The organism is Mycobacterium attenuatum (assembly GCF_900566085.1).
Lineage (GTDB): Bacteria > Actinomycetota > Actinomycetes > Mycobacteriales > Mycobacteriaceae > Mycobacterium > Mycobacterium attenuatum.
The window spans coordinates 47878-60370 of the sequence record NZ_UPHT01000101.1; the positions used below are offsets into that span (position 1 = coordinate 47878).

15 protein-coding genes are annotated in these 12493 nt (G+C 67.7%); 3 read left to right on the forward strand and 12 right to left on the reverse strand.

Going from position 1 to position 12493, the window contains the following annotated elements; genetic code table 11:
• Positions 1 to 34: 34 nt before the first annotated feature.
• The 4 genes from EET13_RS17130 to cobC are packed head-to-tail and all read right to left on the reverse strand — an operon-like array spanning position 35 to position 4075.
• Positions 35 to 1159, reverse strand: coding sequence for a bifunctional RNase H/acid phosphatase (locus EET13_RS17130; RefSeq protein ID WP_122443401.1), 1125 nt, complete (start codon positions 1157 to 1159; stop codon positions 35 to 37).
• A complete protein-coding gene (locus EET13_RS17135) occupies positions 1156 to 1893 on the reverse strand; it encodes a zinc ribbon domain-containing protein (protein WP_122443402.1) in 738 nt (245 codons plus the stop codon). The genes EET13_RS17130 and EET13_RS17135 overlap by 4 nt, the downstream gene beginning before the upstream one ends.
• Complete coding sequence (locus EET13_RS17140; protein ID WP_122443403.1) at positions 1890 to 3026, reverse strand: Nif3-like dinuclear metal center hexameric protein; 1137 nt, start codon at positions 3024 to 3026, stop codon at positions 1890 to 1892. Before EET13_RS17140 ends, EET13_RS17135 begins: the two co-directional genes overlap by 4 nt.
• Positions 3023 to 4075 (reverse strand): Rv2231c family histidinol phosphate aminotransferase CobC, encoded by a 1053-nt coding sequence (gene cobC / locus EET13_RS17145; protein ID WP_244603960.1) that lies wholly within the window; start codon positions 4073 to 4075, stop codon positions 3023 to 3025. Before cobC ends, EET13_RS17140 begins: the two co-directional genes overlap by 4 nt.
• Before the next feature lie 328 nt (positions 4076 to 4403).
• Here cobC and EET13_RS17150 point away from each other — a divergent pair, with 328 nt between their 5' ends.
• Genes EET13_RS17150 through EET13_RS17160 form a run of 3 tightly spaced genes read left to right on the forward strand, consistent with a single transcriptional unit; the run spans position 4404 to position 6347 of the window.
• On the forward strand, positions 4404 to 5030 hold the full coding sequence (locus EET13_RS17150; RefSeq protein WP_244603964.1) for an HAD-IA family hydrolase: 627 nt from the start codon (positions 4404 to 4406) through the stop codon (positions 5028 to 5030).
• Positions 5023 to 5520: a low molecular weight protein-tyrosine-phosphatase gene (locus tag EET13_RS17155; RefSeq protein ID WP_122443406.1), complete on the forward strand. Its 498-nt coding sequence runs from the start codon at positions 5023 to 5025 to the stop codon at positions 5518 to 5520. The genes EET13_RS17150 and EET13_RS17155 overlap by 8 nt, the downstream gene beginning before the upstream one ends.
• Positions 5521 to 5531: 11 nt before the next feature.
• A complete protein-coding gene (locus EET13_RS17160) occupies positions 5532 to 6347 on the forward strand; it encodes an SURF1 family cytochrome oxidase biogenesis protein (RefSeq protein WP_122443418.1) in 816 nt (271 codons plus the stop codon).
• Here the strand turns inward: EET13_RS17160 and EET13_RS17165 are convergent.
• From EET13_RS17165 to EET13_RS17195, 8 genes are all read right to left on the reverse strand, one after another.
• Positions 6329 to 7267: a cobalamin biosynthesis protein gene (locus EET13_RS17165; protein WP_122443407.1), complete on the reverse strand. Its 939-nt coding sequence runs from the start codon at positions 7265 to 7267 to the stop codon at positions 6329 to 6331. The genes EET13_RS17160 and EET13_RS17165 overlap by 19 nt on opposite strands.
• 41 nt (positions 7268 to 7308) lie before the next feature.
• On the reverse strand, positions 7309 to 7497 hold the full coding sequence (locus EET13_RS29910) for a hypothetical protein (RefSeq protein WP_136623179.1): 189 nt from the start codon (positions 7495 to 7497) through the stop codon (positions 7309 to 7311).
• A gap of 72 nt (positions 7498 to 7569) precedes the next feature.
• Positions 7570 to 7767, reverse strand: coding sequence for a hypothetical protein (locus EET13_RS17170; RefSeq protein WP_122443408.1), 198 nt, complete (start codon positions 7765 to 7767; stop codon positions 7570 to 7572).
• A gap of 64 nt (positions 7768 to 7831) precedes the next feature.
• Positions 7832 to 8761 (reverse strand): cation diffusion facilitator family transporter, encoded by a 930-nt coding sequence (locus tag EET13_RS17175; protein ID WP_122443409.1) that lies wholly within the window; start codon positions 8759 to 8761, stop codon positions 7832 to 7834.
• A gap of 55 nt (positions 8762 to 8816) precedes the next feature.
• Positions 8817 to 9944 (reverse strand): epoxide hydrolase family protein, encoded by a 1128-nt coding sequence (locus tag EET13_RS17180; RefSeq protein WP_122443410.1) that lies wholly within the window; start codon positions 9942 to 9944, stop codon positions 8817 to 8819.
• 9 nt (positions 9945 to 9953) lie between these two features.
• The gene (locus tag EET13_RS31600; protein WP_244603961.1) at positions 9954 to 10319 is read right to left on the reverse strand and encodes a hypothetical protein; all 366 of its coding nucleotides are present in this window, start codon (positions 10317 to 10319) and stop codon (positions 9954 to 9956) included.
• A gap of 143 nt (positions 10320 to 10462) precedes the next feature.
• A complete protein-coding gene (locus EET13_RS17190) occupies positions 10463 to 11350 on the reverse strand; it encodes a nucleotidyl transferase AbiEii/AbiGii toxin family protein (RefSeq protein ID WP_244603962.1) in 888 nt (295 codons plus the stop codon).
• Between the two features lie 5 nt (positions 11351 to 11355).
• Positions 11356 to 11946 carry a type IV toxin-antitoxin system AbiEi family antitoxin domain-containing protein gene (locus tag EET13_RS17195; protein WP_122443412.1) on the reverse strand — a complete coding sequence of 197 codons (591 nt, stop codon included), beginning with the start codon at positions 11944 to 11946 and terminating at the stop codon, positions 11356 to 11358.
• Between the last annotated feature and the right edge of the window lie 547 nt (positions 11947 to 12493).

The following is a 12493-nucleotide window of genomic DNA, read 5'->3' on the forward strand; positions in this document are numbered from 1 at the left end:
AGTGGATACACGCTCGGAGCGCATCGTCGGCGTGCTACAGATAGCCCGTCTGGTTCACCAGCCGCACCGACGATGCCCCGTCGGCGTAGAACTCGGCGATGCTCAGCGACGCCAGGTCAAGGTGCAAGCGGTACAAGACGTTCGGGCCCACGTCCAAGGCCATCCGCAACAACGTCTTGATCGGCGTCACATGGGAGACCACCAGCACGGTGGCTCCTTCGTGCCCGGCGATGATCCGGTCGCGTCCCCGACGAACCCGCTGCAATACATCATCGAAACTCTCACCACCGGGCGGCGTGGTGCTGGTGTCGTGCAGCCAACGGCGGTGCAAATCGGGATCGCGCTGGGCCGCCTCGGCGAAAGTCATTCCCTCCCAGGCGCCGAAGTCGGTCTCCACCAGGTCATCGTCGACGCTCACCTCCAGGCCCAGCGCCCGGGCCGCCGTCGTCGCCGTGTCATAGGCCCGCTGCAACGGCGAGGACACCACTGCCGCGATCCCGCCGCGCTGCGCAAGGTAGCGGGCGGCCAGCCCGGCCTGTCGCCACCCCACCTCGTTCAATGCCGGGTTGCCGCGCCCGGAATAGCGGCGCTGCACCGACAACTCGGTCTGCCCGTGCCGCAACAACAGCAGCCGGGTGGTCGTGCCGCGCCGGCCCGTCCATCCGGGAGCCGTCGGGGACTCCGTCGCCAGCTTCTTCGGCGGGTCGGCGACAACCACAACGGGCACTGTGGCGTTATCCCCGCGGCGATTGGTGCGAACCGCGGCGTCCATCGCCTCATTGGCCAACCGGTCAGCGTACGCGTTCCGGGACCGCGGCACCCAGCCGTAACTGATCCGGCGGAATTGCTGTGCCAGCGCCTGGGCTTGCGCGTGCAGCTCCACCAGGTCGGGGTGCTTGACCTTCCAGCGCCCGCACATCTGTTCCACCACCAGCTTGGAGTCCATCAGGACCATTGCCTCGGTGGCTCCCAGCTTCACCGCGTCGTCCAGGCCGGCGATCAATCCGCGGTATTCGGCGACGTTGTTGGTGGCCCGGCCGATCGCCTGCTTGGATTCCGCCAGCACCGTCGAGCGGTCCGTGGTCCACACCACCGCGCCGTATCCGGCCGGCCCAGGGTTGCCGCGGGACCCGCCATCAGCTTCGATGATGACTTTCACTGCTCAAAGCCCTTGACCCGCAACAGGATTGCGCCGCATTCCGGGCAGCGCAACACATCGTCTTCGGCGGCCGCCGAGATCCGGGCCAGCTCACCGCGGCCGATCTCGATCCGGCAGGCACCACACCGATGACCCTGCAACGGTCCGGCGCCCGGTCCTCCCCCGGCCCGCTGCCGTTCGTAAAGTGCGGCAAGGTCCGGATTCAACGCCGCGGACAGCTCCTCGCGCCGCGACACATGTTCCTGGCGGGACTGCTCGAGTTCGGCCAGCGCGGTGTCGAGAGCCTGCCGGGCACCGGCCAACTCGGCCTGAAGCTGCTCGAGTGCCGCCGACTCGGCGACCTGGCGGGCCTGCAGTTCCTCGCGGCGCTCCATCACCTCAAGCAGTGAATCTTCCAGGCTGGCCTGACGGCGTTCCAGGGTCTCCAGCTCGTGCTGCAGATCCGACAGTTGCTTGGCGTCGGTGGCGCCGGTGGTGAGCAGCGACCGGTCGCGCTCTTCACGCGTGCGCACCGCATCGATTTCCGCCTCGAACCGCGACACCTGGGCATCAAGGTCCGCCACCGCGATTCGCACCGCGGCCAGCCGGTCACCGGCGGCGTTGTGCTCGATTTGTACCCGCTCATAGGCCTCTCGTTGGGGCAGATGCGTGGACCGATGCGCGAGCCGCGACAGCTCGGCATCCAGCTTCGCCAATTCCAATAGCGAACGCTGCTGAGCCACTTCGGCTTTCATGTCCCATCTCCAGGTCTAGTTGCCACATTCCACGGATCGGTGCGCAGGGTGGACACCCGCACCGGCAGCGACGCGCCGAAATGGGACCGCAGCACGCCGGCAGCTTGGCCGCACCAGGGGAATTCGCTGGCCCAATGCGCGAGGTCGATCAGGGCCACGGCCGAGGACCGGCAGTGCTCGTCGGCCGGATGATGACGCAGATCGGCGGTGACATAGGCCTGCACGCCGGCCGCGGCCGCCGCGCCCAGCAGCGAATCGCCGGCGCCGCCGCAGACCGCTACCCGCGAAACCAGCAGAGCGGGATCCCCGGCGGCACGTACCCCCCACGACGTCGCAGGCAATGCCGCACCGACACGGGAGACGAAGTCGCGCAGCGGTTCCGGGTGGGGCAGCGTGGCGATGCGCCCCAATCCGACATCGGCCGGGGGCGGTATCAGCGCGAAGATGTCGAATGCCGGTTCCTCGTAGGGGTGTGCGACCCGCATCGCCGCCAGCACCGCGGCCCGCGCCCGCGCGGGTGCGACGACCTCGACGCGATCCTCGGCCACCCGTTCGACGGTGCCGATGCTGCCGATGGCGGGTGACGCCCCGTCCAGGGGCAGGAACTGTCCGGTACCCGTGACGCTCCAGCTGCAGTGCGAATAGTCACCGATGTTTCCGGCGCCGGCGTCAAAGACCGCTGCCCGCACCGCATCCGCGTGCTCACACGGCACATAGATGACCCACTTGTCCAGATCGGTCGCAGCGGCCAACCGGTCGAGTACGGCCTCGACGGTCAGGCCCAGTGCCTGCGCCAGCGCGTCGGACACCCCCGGTGACGCCGAGTCGGCATTGGTGTGCGCGGTGAACAGCGACCGGCCCGACCGGATCAAGCGGTGCACCAGCGCGCCCTTGGGCGTGCTGGCTGCGACCGTATCGACCCCGCGCAACAGCAACGGATGATGGGCCAGCAACAGGCCGTTGGCGGGGACTTCCTCGACGACCGCCGCCGTCGCGTCCACCGCGACGGTCACCGAATCCACCACATCAGCGGGATCACCGCAGACCAGGCCCACCGAATCCCAGGACTCGGCCAGCCGCGGCGGATACACCTGGTCCAGCACCTCGATGACGTCAGCCAACCGGACACTCATCGGCGCCTCCCGTTGAGCCCGCAAGCGATGGCTTGAACCAGTCGCGGCCACTCGGCGCGCACCGCCGCTCGCAAATACCGGTCGTCCAGGCCGACGAACGTATCACCGCGTCGCACCGCAATACTCTTGTGCTGCAAATTATTTCGGATCATCTCGGCATCGCGCATGGTGAACAACACAAACGGTGCACACCCGTCGACCACCGTGGCACCCACCGACTGCAACCCGGCCACCATCGCCGCGCGCACGCCCACCAGCCGCACGGCATCGACGGCGGCCTCGGCCACGGCCCCGGGCGCACAGCACGCCGTGATGGCAGCCAGCTGCAGCGTGCCCACCGGCCAGTGCGCCCGCCGCGCGGTCAGCCGGGCCAACAGATCCGGCGAGCCCAGGGCGTAGCCCACCCGCAACCCGGCCAGTGACCACGTTTTGGTCAGGCTGCGCAGCACCAGCACATCGGGCAGGCAATCACCGGCCAGCGACTCCGGCTCCCCGGGAACCGCATCGGCGAATGCCTCGTCGACGACCAGGATGCGTCCCGGCCGCCGCAGCGCCAGCACTTGCTCGCGGGAGTGCAACACCGAGGTCGGGTTGGTCGGGTTGCCGACCACCACCAGGTCGGCCGCCTCGGGCACCGCCACACCGGCCAGGCCGAACGGCGGCTCGAGGACAACGTGGTCCACCGGAATTCCGGCCGCGCTCAGCGCCACCGCCGGCTCGGTGAACGCGGGCGCGATGATCGCCGCGCGCGCCGGACGCAGGTTGGGCAATAAGGCGAAACCCTCCGCCGCCCCGGCCAGGGGCAGCACTTCGTCGTGGGTTCGGCCGTGCCGTGCGGCCGCCGCCTCTTGTGCCCCGCGCACCTCGCCCGCGCCTGGGTAGCGGGCCAGATCAGGCAGCCGGGTCGCCAGCACGTCGACAAGCCATGGCGGCGGGCGGGTGTCACGGACATTGACGGCGAAATCCAGCATGCCGGGCGCGACGGCCTGATCACCGTGATAACGCGCCGCGGCAAGGCAAATTGACGCGCTGTGATCCAGATCCGCCATCAGTGAAACACTAGTGCGCCGGTGGACCACCCAGGCATCCGGAGCACCGGGCCCGCCGAGCATGGCGCGGTTCGGGTCCCTGGTGACAACTCCTGTCGTCGCCCACAGCGCTACCCCAACGTAAAGGCGGGTCCCGGCCGGTGTCGGGTCAGCCTGTGGTGCCCGCTGCGCTGCCGCGCCGATGCCAAGCCTTCTGGCCGGTCGGTGCTGGGCACCTCGCCGCATCACCGACAATGGATGCGTGACAGGTTCGATCGCGGCCGATTCGCCCACCGACTGCGGCGCCGCCCGCCGCTCTACCACCGCCTCCGACGGGTCGCCGCAGCTGGTGATCTTCGATCTCGACGGGACCCTGACCGATTCGGCACAGGGGATCGTGGCCAGCTTCCGGCATGCGCTCGAGCACATCGGCGCCGACATTCCCGAGCGCGACCTGGCCGCGTGGATCGTCGGTCCGCCGATGGACGACACCTTTCGTTCGATGGAACTCGGCGACCGCGTCGAAGCGGCGATCGCGGCGTTCCGGGCCGAATACGGCGCTCGCGGCTGGGCGATGAACACCGTGTTCGACGGGATAGCGCCGCTGCTGGGCGATCTGCGTGCCGCCGGTGTCCGGCTGGCGGTGGCCACCTGCAAGCTCGAGCACACCGCGCGTCGCATCCTGGCGCATTTCGAGCTGGAGCAGCATTTCGAGGTCGTCGCCGGAGCCACCGGCGACGGCTCGCGCAGTACCAAGACCGAGGTGCTGGCTCACGCGCTGGCCCAGCTGGGGCCGTTGCCCGAGCGCGTGCTCATGATCGGTGACCGCAGCCATGACGTCGAGGGTGCGGCCGCCCACGGCATCGACACGGTGGTGGTCGGTTGGGGCTACGGACAGGACGACTTCCCCACCGGCGCCGACGGGGTCCGGCGCGCCGGGACCATCGACGAGCTGCGGGAGGCACTGGGTGTCTGAACCGCCAACGTTGCACGTCACATTCGTGTGCACGGGCAACATCTGCCGTTCGCCGATGGCCGAAAAGATGTTCGCCCATCAGCTTGGGGAGCGCGGGCTGGGCGACGCTGTGCGGGTAACCAGTGCCGGCACCGGCGACTGGCATATCGGCCACGGGGTCGACGAGCGGGCGGGGCGGGTCCTGCGCGCTCACGGTTACCCCACCGACCATCGCGCAGCGCAGATCGCCGCCGAGCATCTGGCGGCAGATCTGGTCATCGCGTTGGGCCGCAACCATGCTCGGCTGTTGCGTCAGCTCGGCGTCGAAGCCGAGCGGCTGCGCATGCTGCGCTCGTTCGACCCACGGTCGGGGGCTCATGCGCTTGACGTCGATGATCCTTACTACGGCGGGCACGACGAGTTCGAGGAGGTTTTCACCGTCATCGAGGCCGCCCTGCCCGGCCTGCATGACTGGGTGGACGAGCGACTGGCCCAGAACGGATCCCCGTGATGCCCAGAAGGATTCCGCGGCTGACGTTCCTGCTGCGGCCGGGATGGATAGCGCTGGCCCTGGTGGTCGTCGCGTTCACCTATCTGTGCTTCACCGTGCTGGCCCCGTGGCAGCTGGGAAAGAACACCAGGACCTCCCGGGAGAATCACCAGATCGACTATTCCCTGCACACGCCGCCCGTGCCATTGAAAACGCTTCTACCACAACAGGATTCATCGGCTCAGGGCGCGCAGTGGCGCAGGGTGACGGCGACGGGGCACTATCTGCCGGACGCCCAGGTGCTGGCACGGCTGCGGGTGGTCGACGGTGAGCAGGCATTCGAGGTGCTGGCGCCATTCGTCGTCGACGACGGGCCGACCGTGCTGGTCGACCGGGGTTACGTGCGGCCCGAGCCCGGCTCGCACGTGCCGGCGATTCCCCGTCCGCCGGATCAGGTGGTGACCATCACGGCACGACTGCGCGATTCCGAACCGACCGCACCGGGCAAGGAGCCGTTCACCCGCGACGGTTTCCCGCAGGTGTATTCGATCAGCACGGCGCAGGTCTCGGCATTGACGGGAGTGCCGCTGGCCGAGTCCTACCTGCAGCTGGTCGAGAACCAGCCCGGCGGTCTGGGAGTGATCGGTATACCGCATCTGGATGCCGGACCGTTTCTGTCCTACGGCATCCAGTGGATTACCTTCGGCATCGTGGCGCCGATCGGACTGGGTTATTTCGTCTACGCCGAGCTGCGGGCGCGTCGCCGCGAACGGCAGCAACCGCAACCGGCGGATGAGCCGATGACGGTCGAGGAGAAACTCGCCGACCGCTACGGCCGCCGGCGGTAGAGCCCGACCCCGACGCCCAAGGCCGCCGCGGCCTGCACGGCCCGCGACAGCACCACCGCGCGGCGCAGATCGGCGACCGTCGGCTGACGGCCGTCACCGAGTGTGGGCCGGATCTGCAGCCCGTCGTGGTACCGGGTGGGCCCGCCGAGCCGCACCCCCAGCGCCCCGGCGAATGCCGCCTCCACGACGCCGGCGTTGGGGCTGGGATGGCGCGCGGCGTCGCGGCGCCAGGCGCGCATGGCTCCCAGCGGCGATCCGCCGGCCAGCGGCGCGCACACCACCACCAGCGTCGCGGTCGCGCGCGCCGCCGCATAGTTGGCCATATCATCCAATCGGGCTGCGGCCCAACCAAATCGGACATAGCGGGGCGTGCGGTAGCCGATCATCGAGTCCAGCGTGTTGACCCCGCGGTAGCCCAGCACCGCGGGCGCGCCGCCGATCGCGGCCCACAGCAGCGGCGCCACCTGGGCATCGGAGGTGTTTTCGGCCACCGACTCCAGCGCCGCGCGGGTCAATCCGGGCAGATCCAGGTGGGCCGGATCGCGCCCGCACAGCGACGGCAACAGCCGTCGCGCGGCCTCGACGTCGCCACGCTCTACCAGCTCGGCCATCGCCCGGCCGGTGCTCGCCAAGGAGGTTCCGCCCAGCGACGCCCAGCTGGCCGCCGCGATGGCCGCAACGGGCCGCAACCTACCCGGGCCGTGCTGCAGCGCCGCGCCCAGTAGGCACACAGCACCGACCAGCGACCCGGCGTGCACCGCCCCGGCCAGCTTGCTGTCGCGATAGCTGATCCGTTCCAACTTCGCGGCCAGCTGTCCGAACGCCGCGACCGGATGTCCTCGCTTCGGGTCGCCCAGGGCGAGGTCAGCCAGGTAGCCGGCGAGGGCACCGCCGATCCGGATCTGCCGCGACGCAACCACCCCGGCAGCGTCTCATACGTCTGGGTCAACAAGCGGGCCCGCTACGCGGCCAGCGCGATAGCCAGCACAATGATCGCTACGACGACGACAACGAACAACCACCACAGCAACATGGCACGGTTTGGCTTGTCTCCTGGGCGCGTCGCCTGGGGACTGGTAGACGGGGCAACACCCCACTTACCTTTCGGCGACATGTTGGGCGGATCGGGAGGCGGGGGCGAAGTGCTCACCTGTAAGCCTGTGCCCGTTTCTCGCCGGGCCAACCCTCGAACCCGACGAGAATCTCGTCCCGCCAGCCAGAGCTAGACCACCAGGATGACGACGAGGACGATAACGATGACGAGCTGCGCGGCAAGCATCCACCAGACCTCCCCCGCCTGGCCGTAGTGACCCGCCGACCGCGCAGCCCTGCGCTTTGCGATCCAGGACGGATTGGGCAGCTCGCTCGCTGGGCCGGTCGCCGCAGCGCCGGTGCCGAGTGGCGGCGGTGTTAGTGACATGCGGTCAATGTGCCCGTTTTTAGGTCGGCTAACCTTCAGACCGGCAAGATTCTCGTCACCCGTCTCATGCCAACGGCGCGCCGCGCGCCGCCCAGACGAAACTGCGCATCTCGGGCAGTCTCGCGGAAAGTCGTTCGGCCACCACGCGGCCCATCGCGTCGGCCTCGGCCACCGAGGTGGTCGGATCGACCCAGCCCTCCACCGCCACTCGCAGCGTGCGGCCGGTCCAGCGGGCACGGGCGTGGGCGTGGAGGACGCCCGGGGTTGCAGCGGCTACCTCCTCGGCCGCGGCGACCACCGCCGGATCCACCCCGTCGAGCAACCGGTGGCCGATGTCGGAAGTGACCTCCCAGCCGACATGGCAGATGAACCCCGTCACCATGATGCCGGCGGCGCCGTCGGCCCATCCCCAGCCCGCGGCCACCCCGCACAGGCCCAGTAGCGCGCCCGCCGACGACAGCGCATCCAGCCAGGAATGCTTGGCATCGGCGATCATGGTCGACGACTGGATCCGCCGGCCGACCACCAGCTTGTAGCGGGCCACCAGCTGGTTGCCGGCGATGCCGACTGCCGCCGCCGCGATACCCCAGCCCACGTGTTGGGTGGTGCCGTGGCGTAACAGCTTGTCCACGCTTTCCGCACCGGCTATCGCGGCACTGGCCCAGATCACCAGTGCCACCCCGATCCCGGCGAGATCCTCGGCGCGCTCCAGGCCGTACGGATAACGCTGGCTCGCCGACTTCTGCGAGCTGCGGAATCCGACGAAGACCACCAGGCTCGTCGAGACATCGGAGAGATTGTGCAGGGCATCGCTGAGCAACGCCACCGACCCGGACACCATCGCAATCGCCAGCTCGATCAGTCCCGTCAGCGCCAATCCCAAAGCACTCAGCGCCACAGCGCGATTGGCCCGGGTGCGCTCCGCCCGGTCGTCGAACCGGTGTGCCAACGGGAAACTGGCGGCCGGGTCCCGCAGACCCTTGATCACATGCATGCCCAATAGCGTGCCACTTAGTGCTCGGCGCGCCGACTCTGCACCCGGCGGGACCTCACCGCACCATGGCGAAAAACCTCCGGACGTCCGCCACGAACAGCGCCGGCTGCTCGAATGCGGCGAAGTGGCCGCCGCGCGGCATGGTCGTCCAGTGGGTGATGTTGTAGTTGGGCTCGCACCACCGCCGCGACGCTCGCAGGATCTCCTTGGGAAACGACGCGACGCCGGTCGGCAGTTCGACCCGGCCGCCCGGCCGGAAGCTCTTCATGCCTTCCCAGTACAGCCGGGCCGAGGATGCTGCGGTGCCGGTCACCCAGTACATCATCACGTTGTCCAGCAGCTCATCGCGCGTGAGCACGTTCTCGGGGTTACCGTCGCAGTCGATCCACGCCCAGAACTTCTCGACGATCCAGGCAAGTTGTCCCACCGGTGAATCCACCAGGCCGTAACCCACCGTCTGGGGCCGGGTCGCTTGTTGCTTGGAATAGCCGGTGCCCCACTTGCGGTGGTAGGCCAGGTCCTGCAGCGCCTGCCGCTCGTCTTCGGTGGGCTCGTCAGCCGTGGGCCAGGCGATCGGCATGTTCAGGTGGATCGCCACGCAGTGACCTCCGGAAAGGCCGGCGTCGCGGCCGATCTGGGTGGTGACGGCCGCTCCCCAGTCCCCGCCCTGGGCACCGTAGCGCCGGTAGCCAAGGCGCTGCATGAGCGTTTCCCAGGCCTGAGCGATTTTCTCGACTCCCCAGCCGGTGCTGTCCGGCTTGCCGGAGAAGCCGTACCCGGGAAGCGACGGACAGACGACATGGAAGGCGTCTTCGGCGCGTCCGCCATGGGCGGTGGGATTGGTCAGTGGCTCGATCACCTTGTGGAACTCCACGATCGAGCCTGGCCAGCCGTGCGTGATCACCAGCGGGAAGGCGTCGTCATACGGTGACCGTTGATGGATGAAATGGAGGTCCAGCCCGTCGATTTCGGTGACGAATTGGTCGAAGCGGTTCAGCGCCGCTTCCCGCGCCCGCCAGTCGTAGTCGCCTGCCCAGTAGGACGCCAGGGCGCGGGTGTACTCCAGCGGAATGCCCTGGCTCCAATCGTTCACGCACTCGGCTTCGGGCCAGCGGGTGCCTGCCAGGCGTGACCGCAGATCATCCAGAACGTCGTCGGGAACGTCGATGCGAAACGGCCTCACGTGTGAGGACTATTTCTTGTTGGCTTCTTTGATCAGGGTGCTGATCTGCTCGAGCAGTTCGCGCATGTCGGCGCGCATTGCGTCCACCGCGGCGTACAGGTCTGCCTTGGTCGCCGGCTGCTGGTCCGATGACAGCGGCCGCACCGGCGGTCGGGACTTCTGCCGTCCCGCGCCGTCGCTCTGAGAACCAGATAGCTCACCCACGCCCACGACCTTGCCATACCCGCTCGTCACCGACAACGCGGCAGGCTTAAGGCGGTGATGAACTGGTGGGCGCGGACGGTATCGAACCGCCGACCGCTGGTGTGTAAAACCCGGCCAGCGCGTCCACGGCATTTCAGGCGATTGCAAGACATCTAGAAACGTCCAGGTCATCGAATGGTTCGTGTCGGCTGTGTCTCCGGAGTGTCGGGCTGTTTCAGCCCGTCTTGGCACACTCTTGGCACAACGGGGGTTTGGCCTTAAGGACCCTGCGCGCTGGATACGGTTTCGGGCCAACCAGACTGCAGCCAGTGCGGTCACCCCCATCTGGCGGCCCGGGGGTCCCAGTTCTGGCCATCGACATGGCCGGTAAGAGCGGGGCCGGCGAAGGCAATGACGGCACCGAGGACATCACCGAACTGTTCGGGCAGCCAGTCGCAAGCGTTTTTCTGCCGCCATTGCGCCCATTTCGCCTGTCCGATGGTGTCGTAACCATCGAGCACTTCATCTAGTGGCAGCAGGGTGGCGTTGCGAAAGGCCGCGACGGCTGTGATGGCGTCGTGAAGCTCGACCCCTGTCGTGGGGTGGTGGCGAGACAGTGTCCAGATGTCACCGAAGTCACGCCAGCGGGTGTTGGCCGTGCCTCGTTGAACGGCAGTGACAATCTTTTCGGCGTGCACCATCGCCATGGGGTAACCCGTGAGCGTGATTGGTTGCCCGCCACGGAGCCGCGGGACGGCCACGGAACCGGGTTCGGGGTAGATGGGGTCGCCCACGCTGACATCGACATGAAAGGTCAGGCGTGCACGAGCAAGAGTCGCGGTCGCGCTAACCCGCACTCCGGCGTAGTTGTCCTCTTCGCGGATCACCTCGGCACTCGCCGAATCTGCTTGGTATATCAGGCCGTCATCCTCGAGGAGGGGGATCGCGAGCACAGAACGAATGAGATTCAGAATCGTGGCGGCGTCATTGTTCAGGTCGACCCCGGATAGGTCGATGTCACGAGTGGGGCGGCGGTTGCCAAATGCGGCCAGCAGCACGCCACCTTTGAGGACGAAGTGGTCGCGTGCCGGACTGGCCTCTAGCCGGGCCAGGAAGCCTTCGAGCGCGTAGAGCTGGAACAGTTCTGCGGTGAGCCGTCCGTTTTGGCGCGCTTGGCGTTGAAGGTCCAGGTACGCCTCCCCAGCGGGGGTGGATCGTGTCACCTCACTCATAGCAGGATGTCCAGCGTCTCGCGCAGCGCGCGCTGCGCGCGCGGGAATGCGCGCGCCATGTGCAGCAGCGTGGAGGGCTGCCCACCGCGACGCAGCCAGGCTTTCAACGCTTGGTTCGCCATGGTGGTGTCGCCGCCCTCCCGGTGGCTCAGCCGCAACGCGTCGATGATGCTGCGTTCAGCGTTGTAGATGCCGATGGTCCGGGCTGACCCGGTGTCGAGGATTTCGCGGCCGATGTCGAAGGTCTTGGGATTGAAGTGATGCCAGCGGACGGGGATCGTTGTATGCGGGGTCCATGATCCGCGAGGGATGGCGATATCGACGGCTGCGGGGATGTCATCGATGAGGTTGTGGTCGGCCAGTGCTGAGCGCAGCGCGATGGTGGCGCGCGGTGATTTGGCGGCGATCTCGGCGAGATCTTCGTCGCCGTACCAGTCGCTTTTTCGGTACAGCCCACGCGCCAGTGGGGTGATCTTCTGGTCGGCGATCAACTGGCGCAGCTGACGCTCGTTGATGTGTTGGAGGGCCTCGGAGAACCGGAAGGTGCTGGGCAGGCCCGCAAGAATGTCAAGATGCTGCTTGTCCACACTGCAACACCTCCCCGACCTGCCCGTAGGAAATCCTCAACACCAACAGTCTTAGTGTAGAGGATTTCCTACGCGGTTGGCTAGGCCGCAGACTTGTTCGCTCGTCGATACTCGATCGATGACCCAGAAGTCCCATGCGGTCTGTATCCCCCATGGCTGACAGGACGGCAGTTCGCTTTTGCCATCTCGGCGTAGCAAAAGCCCAACCGCACAGCACCACCCTCCCACCGCCGGTAGTGGCCGTCCGCGCGGTGGTGCGGCGGCTGTTAAGGCTCGGCCTACAGCCGACCGCCTAGCGGCGTGGCCTTGATAGCCACCGCTCCAACGTTGAACACAACTCAAGGCCCGGCGAGGGAACCGCCCTGCGATCTCTGGATTATGAGCTACGGGCCAAGAGTTTTCGGGCGTTCGCAGGAGGGCTGTCGCTTGCCAGGGTGATGGGACCACCTGATTGCCAGGGGGATGGGACCACCGTGGCGCGTTATTGAGGATGGTCGTTGGGATGGTCGGGGTCAAGTTGGCCGGGTCGGGTGCGTTGGCGGTAGGA